Here is a 16754-nt window from a genome sequence, read left to right on the forward strand (position 1 = left end):
TTTTAAGTGACGTCGATAGGTGGTCGCTAACGTTGACCGTTTTCGCTAAAGCGTTTTGGTCTGGAGCGGCCCGAGCGAGCGTTTGAGCGTTGCGGCAAGCGCCTGGGCGAGCTTCTCGCCCACTGCGTCAGGACTTGGGCAAGCGTCTGAAGGCTCCAGCAAATCCTGCAGCCGTGTGACCGCCATGCCGGCGTAGCCGCACGGGTTGATGCGCGCAAAGGGCGCAAGGTCGGCGCTGACGTTGAGCGCCACGCCGTGGTAACTGGCGCCGCGGCGAATACGAAGCCCGAGCGAGGCGATCTTGGCCTCGCCCAAAGGCGTTGCCACGTAGACGCCGGGGGCGTCCGGCCTTGCCCGGGCGCTGATGCCAAAGCCTTCGAGCACCTCGATGACCGCATTCTCCAGCGCGCTCACCAGATCGCGCACGCCGATTTTGGCGCGGCGGACGTCCAGAAGCGGGTAGAGCACCACTTGGCCCGGGCCGTGATAAGTCACCTGCCCGCCCCGGTCGGTTTGCACGACGGGAATATCCCCGGGCATCAACAAATGCTCCGGCTTGCCGGCTTGGCCCTGGGTGAACACCGGGTCGTGCTCGACGAGCCAGAACTGATCCGGCGTCGTATCACCCCGCTCGTCGGTCAGCGCGCGCATCGCCTGCCAAACAGGCTCATAGGGCTGACGGCCAAGCCGGTAGAGCTCGATGGGCGCGGCATCCGCCATCAAAGGCTCATTCGCTGCGCGAGCATTCATTACACGACCATGTGCACGCGGCCGGTCGCCTTGAGCTCTTCGAACAGCGCAGAGAGCTGCTGCTCGCCGGTGGCGCGAATCGATACCCGTACCGACTGAAAGCGCCCGTTGCGGCTGTCGATCACCTGCATGGCGCTGGCATCGAACTCGGGGTCGTACTTCACCAGTATCTGGCAGACGCTGGCGGCGAAGTCTTCCGCGGCGTCGCCCACGACCTTGAGCGGATAGTCACAGGGGAACGTGATTTTGGGGGGCTCGCTGGGCTCCTGCGTACGCAGGTCGCGAAACCCGTTGTTTGCACCCTTTTTCATGGCTTGCCTTTGGTTGCAAAAAAATAGCTTCAAAATGGCGCGCGCCTTGTGGGCGCGCGGTGATACCAAAACGCTTAGTCGGTGAAGCGGCTGATCAGCCCGCTGAAAAAGCGCTGCACCTGGTCGAACATGCGCTTGAAAAACCCGCCCTCTTCCACGCTTTCGAGCGCGCTCAGCTGGCGCTCGCCCACCATCTCTTCGCCCAGATAGACTTCCAGTGTACCGACGTTGTCACCTACGGCGACCGGGGCCTGAAGGTCTTCGTCCAGGTTCAGGCGTGCGCGCAGCTCTTCGTTGCGATTGCGTGGCAGCGTCATGAAGACCTCGCCATCCACACCGACGCGCAGCTCGTTGATGTCGCCGCCCCACACACGCGGGGTGGCCAGGACCGCGCCGCGCTCGTAGAGCTTCATGGTTTCATAAAAACGAAATCCGTAGCTTAGAAGCTTCTGGGTTTCCTGAGCGCGAGCCTCTTCGGAGTTGGTGCCCATGACCACCGAAATCAAGCGCATGTCGTCACGCTTGGCCGAGGAGACCAGGCAGTAACCGGCATCGTTGGTCCAGCCGGTTTTCAGCCCGTCGACGGTCGGGTCGCGCCACAGCAACCGGTTACGGTTGGGCTGGTCGATACCGCCGTAGGAGAAGCTTCTCTGCGAGTAAATCTGGTAGTGCTCGGGGTAGTCATTGATGATGTGCTGAGTCAAAAGCGCCAGGTCATGGGCCGACGAGTAGTGGTTGTCGTGGGGCAAGCCCGTGGCATTTTCGAAATGGGTATTGCGCATGCCGAGCCGGTCGGCGTGCTGGTTCATCAAATCGGCAAACGGCGCTTCGCCGCCGGCCAAGTGCTCGGCCATGGCCACGCTTGCATCGTTCCCGGAGACGATGACGATACCGTGAAGCAGGTCCTCTACCGATACCTGGTCGCCTACTTCGATGAACATCTTGGAGCCGCCGGTACGCCAGGCGTTTTCACTGATGTTGACCATATCGCTCATGTTAATGGTGCCGCGGTCGAGCTCGCGCTCCACCATGTAGGCGGTCATCAGCTTGGTGATACTCGCCGGCGGCAGGCGCTCGTCGGCGTTGTGCTCGACCAGTATGCGACCGCTATCGGCATCCATCAAAATCCAGGAGCTGGCGGCAAGCTGCGGCGCCGCGGGGATGATGGTCTGGGGCTGGGGAATTACCTGGGCCGTGGCGGGCAGAACCACTGCGGTCACCGTTGCAATCAGGCAAAGACGAGCGGTACGGCGAAACGCATTGAAAATAGTCATTACTCACTTCTCACTTGCATCAATAAAGCGTCAAAAAAACGAAAGGTATCGGTAACCACCGATTATCTCACAACGAAAACCTGAGAGAAGCCCGCCTGCCCCAGCGCCGCCCGGGCCTGCTGCTCCTGATTCGGCGACATGGGGCCGACCTGTACGCGATGCACGTTGGCATCGCTTTGCACTCGCACCGAGTGCAAAAGCTCGCCGCCCAGGCGCTGCTGGAGCTCGTGGGCGCTCTCTTCGTTACCCAGCGCGGCGATTTGCAGGTAGATTTCATCACCGCCGGCCGCAGGTTCAGCGCGAGCCGGCGCGGCGGCCGGTGCCGGTACAGACGCTACGGCGGGCGCCCGCGACGGCGCGGGGGCAGGTGCCCGCGAAGACGTGGCGGCGGGCGCAGGCTTATCCCCGCCGCCGCGATTGGCCAGCCACTGCTGCGGGTCGATCGCCTCGACGCGTACCCGTCCGGTTCCGTTGTCCAGAATACCCAAGCGCGCCGCCGCGGCGTAGGAAAGATCGATTTCTCGGTCGCTGTGGAACGGGCCGCGGTCGTTGACCCGCACAATGACCGAATTGCCGCTATCGAGGCTGGTGATTCGGGCAAAGGTCGGCAGCGGCAAAGAGCGATGCGCCGCCGACATCTTGTACATGTCGTAGATTTCACCGTTGGAGGTGGCGTAGCCGTGGAATTTCTCGCCGTACCAGGACGCGGTGCCCTGATTGGTATAGCCCGAAGCGCTCGGCAGCACGTGGTAGGTTTCGCCCCACACTTGGTAGGTCGAGCGGTTGCCCGCCCGGGAGGGCTCCTCGATGCGAGGCTGAGCATCCGGCACCTGGCTGACATCCGGCGGCTCGATCGGGTAGGCATCACCGCTCATGGCGTAGCGCTCGCCGCTACCACTTGGGGCACTCGACGCGGCCGGCGCCGCCTCGCGAGGCGGGTGGTTGGCGTTGACCGTGGTTGGCGCGTTTTGGCTCGCGCACCCGGTCACGAGCGTCAAAAGCGCCGCACCCGCGCCGAGCACGCGCGCCTGTTTGAACAGTTGTATCATTGCTGGCCCTCAAGCGTGTCGGCAATGGCCCCGGCGAGCTCGACCACCGCCATCGCGTAAAGGTGGCTGTGGTTGTAGCGGGTGATCACGTAAAAGTTGTATTCGCCGATGCCGTAACGGGTCTCGCCATCGGCGAGTGTCAGCGCCAGCGGCACGATCTCGAGTGACGGATCAAGCTCGTCGTCGCTTACAAGACCTGCCTCGGCGGCTTCGCGAACCGTTACGCTCGGCGTACTGGTTTGATTGAACGAAAGCGCTTGCTCGGCGGCCTCGCTGCCCGTTGCCTCATGGTAGATCGGCGCATTTGGCTGCCAGCGGTGCTCGGCAAAATAGTTGGCGACACTGCCAATCGCATCGACCGGATTTTCCCACAAATCGCGGCGCCCATCACCATCGAAGTCGACCGCGTAGGCCTGGTAGCTGGTGGGAATGAACTGCGGGTAGCCCATCGCCCCGGCGTAAGAGCCCAGCACGCTTTCCGGCGCGACCTCCTGCTCGTGGGTGATGGCCAAAAAAGCCGCCAGTTCGCCACGGAAAAAGCGCCCGCGCGACGGGTGGTAGAAGGCGAGCGTGGCGAGCGAGTCGAGCACGCGGTGATCGCCTTTGTAGCGCCCGTAATAGGTTTCCACCCCGATGATCGCAGCGATCACCTCGGCCGGCACCCCATAAAGCTCCTCGGCGCGATCGAAAGCGTCCTGATGGGTGCTGATGAACGCAGCGCCCTGCTCGACCCGCTCGTCACTCATAAAGATATCGCGGTACTCGTGCCACTCGAGCCGGCGCTCGGCAGCGCCCTCCATGGCGTCGAGCACCTCTTGGCTGAAGGTGGCCTCATCAAGTGCCTGGTCGAGCCATGCCCGAGGGATGCCTTGGCCTGAAAGCTCGTCGATCAGCTCCGCAGTCGCTTGGTGCTGATCGGGGTCGAAAGCGTTCTCCGGCTCGCCCCACGCCGGTAAGGCGCCAGACATCGCCACCGCCAATACAATGCCGCCAACGCTTTTTCGGGTCCTGCCCATTCCCCACACTCCTTTGTCAAAAAACCGCGCCACCGCCGGTCAAGCACTAACGCGACAGCAGCCGCCGATGGGCGTGAATGGACATGAGAATACCGAAGCCGGCCAGCAAGGTCACGCTCGATGTACCGCCGTAGCTCACCAGCGGCAGCGGCACGCCCACCACGGGCAGAATACCGCTAACCATGCCGACATTGACGAAGACATAGATGAAAAACGTCAAAATGATGCTGCCGGCAAACAGTCGCCCGAAGGTCGCCTGGGAGCCGGCGGCGAGCCACAGTCCGCGGCTAATGATCAGCGTATAGAGCACGAGCAGCACCGTCATGCCGACCAGACCGAACTCCTCGCCCAGCACTGCGATAATGAAATCGGTGTGACGCTCGGGTAGAAACTCGAGCTGCGACTGGGTGCCTTCGAGCCAGCCCTTGCCCCAGATGCCGCCGCTACCGATCGCCGTGGTGGACTGAATGATGTTCCAGCCCGACCCAAGCGGGTCACTGTCCGGGTCGAGGAACGTCAGCACGCGCTGACGCTGATAGTTGTGCATGTTCATCCACAAAAGGGGCAGCGCCGCACCCGCCAGCGCCGCGAAAAACGCGATCAGCCGCCAGGAGAGCCCTGCCAGCAGCACGACCAGCACCGCGGCGCTTGCGATCAAAAGCGACGTGCCCAAATCCGGCTGAATCGCGGTCAGCACCACCGGCACACCGATGATGATGGCACACACCACCAGATCGCGAAGCCTGGGCGGCAGCTGACAGCGGTTCAAATAGGCAGACACCATCAGGGGCACCGCCAGCTTCATCATTTCAGAGGGTTGAAAGCGGATCACGCCGGGAATCTCGAGCCAGCGCTTGGCGCCCATGCCGATATCGCCAACGATTTCGACCGCCACCAGCATGGCAAGCCCTACGCCATAGGCCAGCGGCGCCCAGCGTAGAAAGGTGGTCGGGCTGAGCTGGGCCAGCGTGAACATCACCACCAGCGCCAGTCCAAAACGCGTCGCCTGGGCGATAACGACCTCGATACGCTGACCCGAGGCGCTGTAGAGCACTATCAGCCCGCTGGCCATCAGCACCAGCAGCATTGCCAGAAGCCAAGGGTCCAGGTGCAGTCGCTCCCAAATACTCTTGCGCCGGGCGATGCCGCTGTCCGGCGGGCGCACCGGGTGGCGGCGAAAGCTGCGTGGTAGCGGCCAGGTGATCATCAGTTACCCTCCACGCCGGTGCTTTCGTCGTTCATTTCATCGAGTATTTCCTCGGCCTCCGGGGCTTGGTCGCGTAAAAGCCAGGCGTCGGTCATGGCCCGTGCCAAGTGCGCGGCATGAGTACTTCCGCCACCGGCGTTCTCGACGATCACCGATACCGCAATCTGGGGGTCCTCGATCGGTGCGAAGGCCATGAACAGGGCGTGATCGCGCAGGCGCTCTTCGAGCTGGTCGGCGTTATAGCGCTGATCCTGCCCCAGAGAAAAGACCTGGGCGGTGCCGGACTTGCCCCCCATGCGATACTCGAGCCCCGCCCCGGTGCGCCGCGCGGTCCCTTCGCTACCGGAAAGCACTTTCTCCATCCCGCTGAAGACCCGATCCCACCAGCCGTCGTTGCTCAGCTGAATGTCGTCCAGCGTATCCGGCAAGACCTCGGGCAAGGGTTCACCGCCAATGCGCCGCGCCAGATGAGGTTTGACCCAGTGGCCGCGGTTGGCAAGCGTGGCGGTGGCGCTGGCAAGCTGCAGCGGCGTGATCTGTAGATATCCCTGCCCAATGCCCACCGACAGCGTCTCACCGGGGTACCAGGCCTGATTGAAACGCGCCCGCTTCCACTCCCGCGACGGTAAAAGCCCGGTGCTTTCGCCCTGAACATCAAAGGCCACGCGCTGGCCAAAGCCAAAATTACTGAGCTGTTCGTGGATGTTATCGATGCCCAAATCGTGGGCCAGGGAGTAGAAGTAGGTATTGTTGGAGACCGCCAGCGCGCGCTCGAGATTGACCCGGCCGTGCCCCCAACGCAACCAGTTGCGGTAGCGGCGCGAGTCGTTGGGCAGCTGGTAGTAGCCCGGGTCGTTGATCGTGGTGTCTGGCGTGATCGCGCCTTCGATCAGCCCGGCCAGCGCCATGAACGGCTTGATCGTCGAGCCCGCCGGGTAGTGGCCGCGAATGGCACGGTTGAAAAGCGGAAGGTCAATGTCCTCCTGTAGCCCCCGATAGGAGGCGACGTCGATGCCGGTGACGAACTGATTGGTATCGAAGCCCGGCGTCGAGACCATGGCGAGGATTTCGCCGGTGGCGGGCATGATTGCGACGATCGAGCCGCGGCGGCCATCCATGAGCTCGTAGGCAAGCGCCTGCATCGACTTGTCCAGCGTCAACGTCAAATTCTGCCCCGGCACCGGGTCGGTGCGCCCCAGCTCTCGAAGCACCCGCCCTCGGGCGTTGGTCTCCACCTTGCGAAAGCCGGCCTCACCGTGCAGCTCTTCTTCGTAGAAACGCTCGACCCCGGTTTTGCCGATAAAGTGCGTGCCGGCGTAGCGACCGGTGTCCAGCTCCTTGAGCTCGTCGGCGTTAATGCGCCCAACATACCCCAGCGCGTGGGACATGATCTCGGAATCCGGGTAGTAGCGCAAAAGCTGAGCCTCGACCTCGACACCGGGCAGGCGGTGGCGGTTGACCGCGAGCCGGGCGATCTGATCCTCGCTCAAATCAGACATCAACAGCGCCGGCTGGAAGGGGCGCTGGCGCTGGCGCGAGCGCACGTTAAAGGCCTCTATTTCTTCCTCGGGTAGCTCGAGAAGCTCGACTAAAAGCGCCAGCGTCTCGTCGAGATCATCGACGCGCTCGCGCACCAGCGTCAGGTTGTAGGTCGGGCGGTTTTCCGCCAGCAGAACGCCGTTGCGGTCGAAAATCAGCCCTCGCGTGGGCGGCAAAGGCTCGACGCGCACGCGGTTTTTTTCCGAGCGGGTGGTGTAAAGGTCGTGCTGCACGATTTGCAGATAGGCGAGACGGCCGGTCAACACCCCGGTCAGTATCAGCACGAATACGATCGCCAAAAGCGACCTGACCCGGAAAATGCGAAGTTCCTGTTCGGCGTTTTTTAGCGTGTCTCGGCGCTTGCGCATAGCAGCAGGCAACTCTTGAAACTGGCACGAGCCGACGCGGGCGTGGGATGCCCGGCCGTGCGCCTAGCGGTGGTAAGGATGACCGATGAGCAGCGTCCACGCGCGGTAGAGCTGCTCGGCAAGCATGACCCGCACCAGCGGATGTGGAAGCGTCAGCCCCGAAAGCGACCAGCGCTGATGAGCAAGCGCAGACACCGAGGGCTCCAGCCCGTCCGGCCCGCCGACCAGCAGCGCAATGTCGCGCCCTTCCATGCGCCACTGCCCCACTTCCCTAGCAAGCTGCTCGGTGCTGATACGCTTGCCGTCGACTTCGAGCGCCACGACCAGCTCATCCCCGCGAAGCTTTTCGCGGATGCGCTGACCTTCTTGCGCCCGGGCGCGAGCGACATCGGCGTTCTTACCCCTGGGGCCCAGCGCGATCTCCTCGATCTCGAGGCTAAACTCCCGCGGCAGGCGCTTACGGTAGGTGTCGACACCCTCTTCGACCCAGCCGGGCATTTTGGTGCCCACGGCGAGAAGACGCACTTTCATGAATCGATGCTCACTTCAATTAGCCACTTACGACATCGTGATGCGCTGGTCCGGCTTTTGCAGCGTTTCGTTAATCATCTCGTCACCGCCGCCGTCGCTCGGCAGATCCGCCCAGAGGCGCTCGAGATCGTAAAGCGCGCGAGCTTCGGGCAGCATGACGTGAACCAACACGTCGCCTAGATCGACCAGTACCCAGTCGGCGTTATCGCCGCCTTCGACGCCCTGAGGCTTAAGCCCGGCGGCTTTAGCCTTTTCGACTACGTTTTGCGCCAGTGCGGAAACGTGGCGGGTCGATGTGCCGCTGGCGATCAACATAAGGTCGGTAACCTGAGTCAACTGCGAGACGTCGAGCTGGGTGATATCGCGCGCCTTGAGCTCTTCCAACGCGTCGATCGCCAGGGTTTTCAGTGTATCGATTTGCATGACTCCTCGAATGTCCTCGTGTGGTGGTCAACAAATAGCGGGCCATTGTAACGGCTTCTATACCGACTACCAGCGCTATTAGCGACTTTGATAGAGCCCGCGGGCAAAAATCTGCGTCTCGACGGCCTCGGGCAGCAGGTACCGTACGCTTTTGCCTTTTGCCAAGCGCGCACGGACCTCGGTGGCGGAGATCGCCATGCGTGAGGCAAGCTCGAGAAACAGAAAGCGCCCAAAGGGGCGCTCCATCAGATCAGCCACCGTATCGACTGCGCGATGGCCCACCAGTTCCGCAAGCGCCGGCGCCAACGGATCGCTGTAGCCTGGCCGCGCGATCACCACCAGGTGGGCCAGCTCGAAAATCGCCTCGGGCTGGTGCCACTGGATCAGGCGTAAGAAGGTGTCGAAGCCAATCACCATACTAAGCCGCGCCTGGTCGCCATACTCGAGTCGAAGCTCTTTGAGCGTTTCGACGCTGTAGGACGGGCCGTCGCGCTTAAGTTCGCGATCATCGGCGATCAGCCCCGGTGTGTCACCGATACCGGCGCGCAGCAGCGCGAAGCGCTCATTAGGTGCGACCTGAGGCGTATCGCGAAGCGGTGGCCGAGGAGCCGCCACCATGTGAAGACGCTCGACACAGAGCGCCTCGCGCACCTCGACCGCGCTCCTTAGATGGCCCAAATGAACCGGGTCGAAGGTGCCGCCGAGCATGGCGACGTTGGCAGGCGCCTCGCTCATTGACGCACCTGGCCCTCGCCCAGCACGACGTATTTTTGCGTGGTCAGGCCTTCGAGGCCGACCGGGCCGCGGGCGTGGAGCTTATCGGTGGAGATACCGATCTCCGCGCCCAACCCGTACTCGAAGCCGTCGGCAAAGCGGGTCGAGGCGTTGACCACCACCGAACTCGAATCGACCTCGGCCATGAAACGCCGGGCAAGCGAATAGTCTTCGGTGACGATCGCATCGGTGTGCTGCGAGCTGTAGCGCTCGATATGCGCCATGGCCTCGTCGATGCCGTCCACTACACGCACGGCGAGAATCGGCGCTAGATATTCGGCGGCCCAGTCCTCCTCGGTGGCCTCGAGCGCTTGGGGCAGAAGCGCGCGGGTGCGCTCGCAGCCGCGAAGCTCCACTTCGAACTCAGCAAAGGCTCGGGCGAGCTCCGGCAGCACGATATCGGCGACGGCGGTGTCGACCAGCAGCGTCTCCATGGTGTTGCAGGTACCGTAGCGATGGGTCTTGGCGTTGATCGCGATGGCGAGCGCCTTGGCCGGGTCCGCGGTGGCATCGATATAAACGTGACAAACGCCGTCGAGATGCTTAATGACCGGCACCTGCGCCTCGGCGGAAATACGCGCGATCAGCGATTTGCCGCCGCGGGGGATGATCACATCGACGAACTCGGGCATGGTGATCAGCGCGCCCACCGCGGCACGGTCGGTGGTGGCGACGATCTGCACGGCACTGGGGGAAAGCCCGGCGCTTGCAAGCCCTACCTGGAGGCAGGCGTTGAGCGCGGCGTTGGAGGCTTGCGCTTCGGAGCCGCCGCGCAGAATGCAGGCGTTGCCGGATTTAAGGCACAGACTCGCCGCCTCGATGGTGACGTTGGGGCGCGACTCGAAGATGATGCCGATCACACCGAGCGGCACGCGCATCTTGCCGACCTGGATACCGCTTGGGCGGTAGTTCATCACACTGATTTCACCCACCGGGTCCGGCAGCGCACAGACCTGCTCGAGGCCTGCGATCATGGCGTCGATGCGCGCCTCGGTCAGCGCCAGCCGATCCAAAAGCGCCGCATCCAGACCGTTTTGGCGGCCGCGTTCGAGATCCGCCTGGTTGGCCGCTAAAAGCGCCGGGCGGGCGGCGTCGAGCTCGCGAGCGATCGCGCCGAGCGCCCGGTTTTTGCTGCCGGTATCCGCAGCGCGCAGCGTTTTCGCCGCGGCCCGGGCGCGCAGGCCAAGCTCTTTCATGTAGGCCGGTACGTCACTTTCGGCCAGCGCGGTCAGGGCGTTATCGTGATCAGCGCTTGCAACGCTCATGCTCTCTCCCAGTGTGGTCATCGTGGTGTCCTGCGTAGACTCGCCCTGACGTTGGCAGGTGTTAGCGAGTCGTCCCGTACGCTCGGCCGCTGCCGGCATCGGCGGCGGAAACATCTAATAACATTATCACCCACAAAATAAATAGACTAAACGTTATACTGAGTTTTCGGATTCGAACCACCCGTATGCCTTAGTCGCTGCGTCGTTTTTTCGCATCAGGTCCTCTTCTCAAACCGGATCAGTAGTCAGTTACCATGCAAAACGAGTACAAAGTATGCTTTTTGAGAATCAACCTGCTGCTGGCCGCCGCCGCCCTCGCTTTCTGGTCCTACGGGGCCCCGGTTCCCGCCGCAGTTGCACTTTGGGTCGGCGCGTTCTGGCTTTTGCTCACGGCGACGCTTCTTGACTTCACCCTACGCCGCTCGCGGGATTTAAGCTGGCAACTTTTAACCATACTCCTGCTGCTGTATCTGATCGTGGCCGACCCAGAGCGCCACGGCATTCTAGTCTGGGTCTGGGCCGCTTTTTTCATGCTCCCGCAAAGCCGAATGATGCTCACCTTCAACGTGTTGGGTACCGCCATTAGCTGGGTACTGGTGGCGCTTGTCACGCCCATGGATCAAGCGCTGCTGCTGCTACTGGCGCTGGGCATTTTATCGCTGTTGGCCTACGCCCAAAGCCGTAAGCTGGTCGACGTGCACGGCTCCAGCGTACGCCAGCGGCTGCGCTTGATACCGGGGCTCAATCTTTGGGCCGGCGAGCAGCTTTTGCGCGACTTGAACCGCGAGCAGATACGCGCCAAACGCGAAAATATTCACGCCGAGGTAATGATCGTTCACGTCAAGCGCCACCAGCTTTGGTCCTGCGCCCAGCGCCTTTGCAATTTAACGTACGACTTTGAGAGCGTTTATCGCCTCGACGGCTCGACGCTTGCGGTACTGCTGCTTTGCGCAGACCGCCAGGACATGGCCGAGCGTCGTTCAAGGCTTTGCAGCGCGCTACCCGGCGACATTCGCTGCCAGTACGTTGTGCTCAGCGAGCTTTCAAGTGAGATCACGCTCGAATCTCTCACCCGTCAATCCTTGGCGATTGAAGAGCCTACAGAGTGCTGTCCATGACCCGATACTTTCATCCGCGGGCGCTGATGTCGCTGACCTACGTTGCCTGCCTGCTAATTACCGCCTTCTATACGCTTTGGCTCTACGCCATGGGCTACTACCGCGAACTGATGGTACCGCTGTTTATCACGCTGCTTTTGATAACGGCGGTGCTTTTGCACTGTGGCCGCGCTTTTTCGCCCTACGGGCCTCGAGCGATTTTGCTTGCCAGCGCCTATATCGGCGTCTCTTCGGCCTTCCACTTCGGCCTGACACACTCGCTACTTTGGCTTGGCCTTCCGGTGGCGGCAGCGTTCGTGCTGCTCCCGCACTGGAGCGCGCTTTGTTTGAATTTGCTCTATACGCCGCTTTGGTGGCTGATACCGCCGATCGAAAGCGACCTTTTTCCGCTCTCCTTCGGCTACCTGGCGATTATTTTAATGTTCGCTTTACCTCCATGGGAACTGTCCCGGCGCCACGCGCTGCTGCGCGCCTCCGATCCTCACGACAACGAATGCGACGCTTACGATATCGATACGCTCAAGGAGCGGCTGGGCAACGAGTTTCAGCGCGCTCGGCTGCTCGACAAGCGGCTGGCGGTCTTGGTGCTCCACCTGCCACAGCTCGACATGGCCGAAGAACAGTTCGGTCTTCGCACAAAAAAAGCGCTGCTGGAGGCGCTTTGTAGCGAGGTCAACCGCCGATGCCGCGATCACGATCTGCTGGGCCGCTCGGGCGGCGCGAATTTTTGGCTGGTGCTACCAGACACCAGCGAAAGCGGCGCACTATTGGTGCGCGAGCGCCTCAACCGGGCGCTTTCAAGGCAAGTGCTGATTGAAATCGGCCCGCTCGAGGCGCGAATCGGTGTATGCTTGCCGCGCCCTGACGAGCGCTTCGCGCCTTTCATCCAGCGTCTCGAACGGCTATCGGAAACGCTCTATCGTCATTGATCAACACAGCACCCCGACCATGAATGGAGTCTTTCGTGTCGCTAGCCGAACAGCTGCTGGATCTCTCGCTTTCCCCTTTTACACTGCTGCTTCTGATCTTTTTGATTTCGGCGCTCGAGTCGTTGGCCGTGGTGGGTCTTTTGGTGCCAGGCGTGGTGCTGGTAACCGCAGCCGCCTCCATGGCGGGCCATCAGGGCGTAGATATGCTCGGGCTGCTGCTGGCCGCGTTTTTCGGCGCGGTGGCCGGCGATGGGATCAGCTTCAAGCTCGGCTATGACTACCGCGAACAGATAACGCGGAGGTGGCCGCTGTCCCAGCATCCAGAGTGGCTGGAGCGCGGAGCGCGTTTTTTTGAGCGCTACGGTATCTATTCTGTGTTCATCGGCCGCTTCGTCGGACCGGTACGGCCGATCATTCCACTGGTTGCCGGCATGATGCGCATGCGCCCGCGCACCTTCGTATGGGCCAATCTAAGCTCGGCGCTGGTATGGGCACCCGCCTACGTACTGCCGGGCTATCTTTTGGGCCACACCTGGCAGCGCTATCTGAAACTGCCGCCTAATATCGAAGCCGCGCTGATGGTCATTGGCGCGATCGTAGTAGTACTGGCGGTCGTGTTCTCCTGGGGACGCGCCCAATTGGGCCGCCACGGCCGGCTTTACCTTGTGACCGCGCGTTTGGCGCGGCGCCTGCCTTTCGCGCGCCGCCCCTGGCTTGCCATGAGCCAGTCCGGCGAAGTTCCACTGGCATCACTTCTGCTGTTGATCATCGCCCTGACCGGCTTCTGCGCCTGGACGCTGTACGTGCTGAAATCCCCGGAGTCGCTAACGCTCGATTTGCAGGCACAGCGACTGTTCGACTGGCTTCGAACCGATTCGCTGCTGTTGGTAAGCCTAGGCCTGGCGAAACTCGGCGACAAGCTCGGCATAGCGGTATTAATGACGCCTTGGGCGCTATGGCTTTTGTTCAAGCGGCGTTTCGACGTACTCGTATGCTGGGCGGGGGCGCTTGGCGGCGTGGCGCTGCTCAATACCGTCGGCAAGGCGGTGTTCGGTCGCGCTCGGCCGGACACGCCGGACTACCTGACAGGCTCGCTCTCCTACCCAAGCGCCCACACCTCAGGCTTCGTAGTAGTGGTTGGCTTGGCCGCCGCGTTCATCGCTGCCGAGTGCTCGCGCCGCTACCGTCTGTGGGTCTACTGGGGGGCAATCATCATCGTGCTGCCCATGGCGCTTTCGCGACTTCTGCTCGGGGTGCACTGGCTGAGCGACCTGATCGGCGGCGCGCTTCTGGGGCTTTGCGTGTGCGCGTTGACCCGGCTGGTATGGCAACACCGCGCGCGCAATCCGCTGTCGCCCTGCCCGTTTACGTCGCTCATGGGACTAACGGCGGTACTGATCGGTCTGCGTATCGCCTTTTTACCTCCGGTATAGCGAAGGCAAGCCACCTAACCCAGCGCCAGCCATAGCCCTACGCCGATCATCAGCGTGCCGGCAATACGGTTCATCAGGCGCACGTTACCGCTTTTACCCAGCGTTTTACGCAGAGTCTTGCCGCCGGTGGCGTACACCAGAAGGCTTGCAAACTCGATGACGAGAATCACCGCGATCAGCGCGGCGAGCTGATGAAAAAGCGCCCGACTGCTGTCGAGAAACGGCGGTAAAAGCGCGACGAAAAACGCCCATCCCTTAGGGTTGGCGATCGCCGTGACGAAGCCTTGGCTTGCAAGCTGAAGACGCCCGGCGGGTAGGCCGGTCTCGATCTCGGAAGGAATGGCCATACGCCCCCGCGAGCGCCACATCATCACGCCAAGGTAGACCAGGTACGCCCCGCCAACCCACTTGAACACGATAAAGAGCGCCGGCTGCTTGAGCATCAGCGCGGCCACGCCGGCGCCCGCCGCCGCGGCCACCAGCCCCACGCCCAAAAGCTCGCCGGCCATCATCCAGAGCGTGCGTTTGACGCCCTGGGTCATGCCCAGCACCATCGAGAGCGTCATGCACATGCCAGGCGTCAGCGATACGAACAAAAAGGTGGGGATGAAGACGGAAAGCGTGGCCCAGGAGAGCATGTGCGTGAATCCTTGAGAAAGTCGAAATGAACAACGGAACCTCAGCGGGGCTTACCTATTCGGGTTCGCCCCAGCGCGGCATCAGGGTATGGGCGATACCGAGCTGGTTGAGAATGCGCGCGACGATAAAATCGATCATCTCTTCAATCGCGCGCGGGCGGTGGTAAAACCCGGGTGCGGCGGGCAGAATCACCGCGCCGAGTCGGCTCAGCGTCAGCATGTGCTCGAGATGAATCGCTGAGAACGGTGTTTCCCGCGGCACCAGCACGAGCGTGCGGCGCTCCTTGAGCGCGACGTCTGCGGCGCGCTCGATCAGGTTGTTGCTCGCCCCGGTGGCGACCGCTGACAGCGTGCCGGTCGAGCAGGGGCAGATCACCATCGCGGACGGCGCCCCGGAGCCCGAGGCGACCGGCGCCATCCAGTCCTCGCGGCCGAAACAGCGAATCTGGCCCTCGGCGGCCCCGCTCAGCGCCGTCAAAGCCTCCTGCAGGCGCTCGGGCTTGGCGGGCAGATCCACGTCGGTTTCGGTCGCGATCACCATATGGGCGGCTTTGGAGATCATTACCCACACCTCGTGGCCGGCCTCGATTAGCACCTCGATCAATCTGAGCCCGTACTGGGCGCCGGAGGCGCCGGTGAGCGCCACGCTCACCGGCGCCTTGAAGGCTGTCGCGGTATCTGGCTGCATCGACATTTAGCTCTCCCTGGCGCGAAGCGCGCTTAAAAGCCGTTCGTGAACCCCGGCAAAGCCGCCGTTGGACATCACCACGATGCGATCCTGAGGCAGCGCCTTGGCCACCACGGCGCTTACCAGCGCGTCGATATCATGATAAAGCGCGCCGTGACCCTGCTCGTCGACCAGCGAGGCCATTGACCAGTCAAGCCCGGCAGGCTCGAACCAGAACACCGCGTCGGCATCGCTGACGCAAGCCTTCAGGCGATCGCGCAGCGCCCCCAACCGCATGGTGTTCGAGCGCGGCTCGATGACCGCCAGAAGCCGCCCCTTGGGCGTGGCGGCTCGCAGGCCCTTCAGAGTCGCAGCAATCGCCGTGGGATGATGGGCGAAGTCATCGATCACCTGGACGCCGCCGATGTCGCCGCGCACCTCCTGGCGGCGGCGCGGCGTTTGAAAACGCGAAAGCGCGGCGCACGCCCGCGGCAAATCCACGCCCAGCTGGCGCGCGCAGGCGAGCGCGGCAAGCGCATTGCAGGCGTTGTGCTCGCCGGTCAGCCCCCACTCCACTACGCCATCATCAGAAGTGTCGCCCTGCTCGAATATGACCTTGAACCGGCTGGCATCCGGCTGCTCCAGCTGGTAGCGCCACGGGCTTTTCGCATCACTCCCAAAAAACGCCACCGGCGACCAGGCGCCCATTTCGAGCACGCGCGAAAGCGCCGGCTGGTGATCAGCCACTAGCAGCAAACCCTTGCTCGGCACAATGCGCACCAGGTGATGAAACTGGCGCTCGATCGCGGCCAGGTCCGGAAAAATATCGGCGTGGTCGAATTCGAGATTGTTGAGCACCGCGATGTGCGGGCGGTAGTGGACGAACTTGGAGCGCTTGTCGAAAAAGGCGGTATCGTACTCGTCCGCTTCGACCACGAAGGGGCCATCCGGCGCCCCGAGGCGCGCCGAGACGCCGAAATTGCGCGGCACCCCGCCGATCAGAAAGCCCGGCGCCTTGCCCGCGCTGTCCAAAAGCCAGGCAAGCAGGCTCGCCGTGGTGGTTTTGCCGTGGGTGCCGGCAACGGCGATGACCTGGCGGCCGGGGAGCACGTAGTCGGCGAGCCACTGCGCGCCGGAAGTGTAGCGCAGCGTCGAATTCAGCAGCGCCTCGACCTCGGGATTACCGCGGGAAAGCGCATTGCCCACCACCACCAGGTCGATATCCGCGTCGAGATTCTCGGCGCGATAACCCTCCATAAGAGCGATACCCGCTTCCTCTAGCTGGGTGCTCATGGGCGGGTAAACGTTGGCATCCGAGCCGCTGACCCGGTGGCCGAGCTCCCGCGCCAACAGCGCCAAGCTACCCATGAAAGTGCCACAGATACCGATAACATGCAGATGCATGGGTCGCTCCCTTACTTGCCGACACCGCGTTTGAAACGGCGCGCATGAAAAACGTAAA

17 protein-coding genes are annotated in these 16754 nt (G+C 62.6%); 3 read left to right on the forward strand and 14 right to left on the reverse strand.

What is annotated here, in order from left to right:
* Nucleotides 1-45: 45 nt before the first annotated feature.
* The 11 genes from lipB to ACGLWX_RS14875 all read right to left on the reverse strand — a co-directional run bounded on the left by lipB (nt 46) and on the right by ACGLWX_RS14875 (nt 10507).
* On the reverse strand, nt 46-720 hold the full coding sequence (lipB, locus tag ACGLWX_RS14825) for a lipoyl(octanoyl) transferase LipB (RefSeq protein WP_396240813.1): 675 nt from the start codon (nt 718-720) through the stop codon (nt 46-48).
* Nucleotides 721-749: 29 nt separating this feature from the next.
* Nucleotides 750-1061: a YbeD family protein gene (locus tag ACGLWX_RS14830; RefSeq protein WP_252109295.1), complete on the reverse strand. Its 312-nt coding sequence runs from the start codon at nt 1059-1061 to the stop codon at nt 750-752.
* 74 nt (nt 1062-1135) lie between these two features.
* Complete coding sequence (locus ACGLWX_RS14835; RefSeq protein ID WP_252109296.1) at nt 1136-2335, reverse strand: D-alanyl-D-alanine carboxypeptidase family protein; 1200 nt, start codon at nt 2333-2335, stop codon at nt 1136-1138.
* Nucleotides 2336-2397: 62 nt separating this feature from the next.
* On the reverse strand, nt 2398-3384 hold the full coding sequence (locus ACGLWX_RS14840; protein WP_396240815.1) for a septal ring lytic transglycosylase RlpA family protein: 987 nt from the start codon (nt 3382-3384) through the stop codon (nt 2398-2400).
* Nucleotides 3381-4400 carry a lytic murein transglycosylase B gene (mltB, locus tag ACGLWX_RS14845; protein WP_396240817.1) on the reverse strand — a complete coding sequence of 340 codons (1020 nt, stop codon included), beginning with the start codon at nt 4398-4400 and terminating at the stop codon, nt 3381-3383. Before mltB ends, ACGLWX_RS14840 begins: the two co-directional genes overlap by 4 nt.
* Before the next feature lie 46 nt (nt 4401-4446).
* Complete coding sequence (gene rodA / locus ACGLWX_RS14850) at nt 4447-5607, reverse strand: rod shape-determining protein RodA (protein WP_252109299.1); 1161 nt, start codon at nt 5605-5607, stop codon at nt 4447-4449.
* Entirely contained in the window at nt 5607-7514 is a 1908-nt protein-coding gene (gene mrdA / locus ACGLWX_RS14855; protein WP_396240819.1) for a penicillin-binding protein 2, read from the reverse strand. Before mrdA ends, rodA begins: the two co-directional genes overlap by 1 nt.
* A 63-nt stretch (nt 7515-7577) precedes the next feature.
* Nucleotides 7578-8045, reverse strand: a complete 468-nt coding sequence (rlmH, locus tag ACGLWX_RS14860) for a 23S rRNA (pseudouridine(1915)-N(3))-methyltransferase RlmH (RefSeq protein ID WP_396240821.1) — start codon at nt 8043-8045, stop codon at nt 7578-7580.
* Nucleotides 8046-8072: 27 nt separating this feature from the next.
* Nucleotides 8073-8468 (reverse strand): ribosome silencing factor, encoded by a 396-nt coding sequence (gene rsfS / locus ACGLWX_RS14865; RefSeq protein WP_252109302.1) that lies wholly within the window; start codon nt 8466-8468, stop codon nt 8073-8075.
* Between the two features lie 78 nt (nt 8469-8546).
* Nucleotides 8547-9203, reverse strand: a complete 657-nt coding sequence (gene nadD / locus ACGLWX_RS14870; protein WP_396240823.1) for a nicotinate-nucleotide adenylyltransferase — start codon at nt 9201-9203, stop codon at nt 8547-8549.
* A complete protein-coding gene (locus ACGLWX_RS14875; protein ID WP_396241045.1) occupies nt 9200-10507 on the reverse strand; it encodes a glutamate-5-semialdehyde dehydrogenase in 1308 nt (435 codons plus the stop codon). The genes nadD and ACGLWX_RS14875 overlap by 4 nt, the downstream gene beginning before the upstream one ends.
* 254 nt (nt 10508-10761) lie before the next feature.
* Between ACGLWX_RS14875 and ACGLWX_RS14880 the strand changes: the two genes are divergently transcribed.
* From ACGLWX_RS14880 to ACGLWX_RS14890, 3 genes are read left to right on the forward strand one after another with little or no spacing between them, the layout of a single operon-like run.
* Nucleotides 10762-11625, forward strand: coding sequence for a hypothetical protein (locus tag ACGLWX_RS14880; protein ID WP_396240825.1), 864 nt, complete (start codon nt 10762-10764; stop codon nt 11623-11625).
* On the forward strand, nt 11622-12554 hold the full coding sequence (locus ACGLWX_RS14885; RefSeq protein ID WP_396240827.1) for a GGDEF domain-containing protein: 933 nt from the start codon (nt 11622-11624) through the stop codon (nt 12552-12554). Before ACGLWX_RS14880 ends, ACGLWX_RS14885 begins: the two co-directional genes overlap by 4 nt.
* A gap of 35 nt (nt 12555-12589) precedes the next feature.
* Nucleotides 12590-13987, forward strand: a complete 1398-nt coding sequence (locus ACGLWX_RS14890; RefSeq protein ID WP_396240829.1) for a bifunctional DedA family/phosphatase PAP2 family protein — start codon at nt 12590-12592, stop codon at nt 13985-13987.
* Nucleotides 13988-14001: 14 nt separating this feature from the next.
* On the opposite strand, the gene ACGLWX_RS14895 is transcribed toward ACGLWX_RS14890, so the two are convergent.
* From ACGLWX_RS14895 to mpl, 3 genes are read right to left on the reverse strand one after another with little or no spacing between them, the layout of a single operon-like run.
* A complete protein-coding gene (locus ACGLWX_RS14895) occupies nt 14002-14625 on the reverse strand; it encodes a LysE family translocator (RefSeq protein ID WP_252109307.1) in 624 nt (207 codons plus the stop codon).
* A 55-nt stretch (nt 14626-14680) separates the two neighbouring features.
* Nucleotides 14681-15313, reverse strand: coding sequence for a flavin prenyltransferase UbiX (locus ACGLWX_RS14900; protein ID WP_396241047.1), 633 nt, complete (start codon nt 15311-15313; stop codon nt 14681-14683).
* A gap of 6 nt (nt 15314-15319) precedes the next feature.
* Complete coding sequence (gene mpl, locus ACGLWX_RS14905) at nt 15320-16696, reverse strand: UDP-N-acetylmuramate:L-alanyl-gamma-D-glutamyl-meso-diaminopimelate ligase (RefSeq protein WP_396240831.1); 1377 nt, start codon at nt 16694-16696, stop codon at nt 15320-15322.
* Nucleotides 16697-16754: the final 58 nt, after the last annotated feature.

This window comes from Halomonas sp. HMF6819 (assembly GCF_044335525.1).
Lineage (GTDB): Bacteria > Pseudomonadota > Gammaproteobacteria > Pseudomonadales > Halomonadaceae > Vreelandella.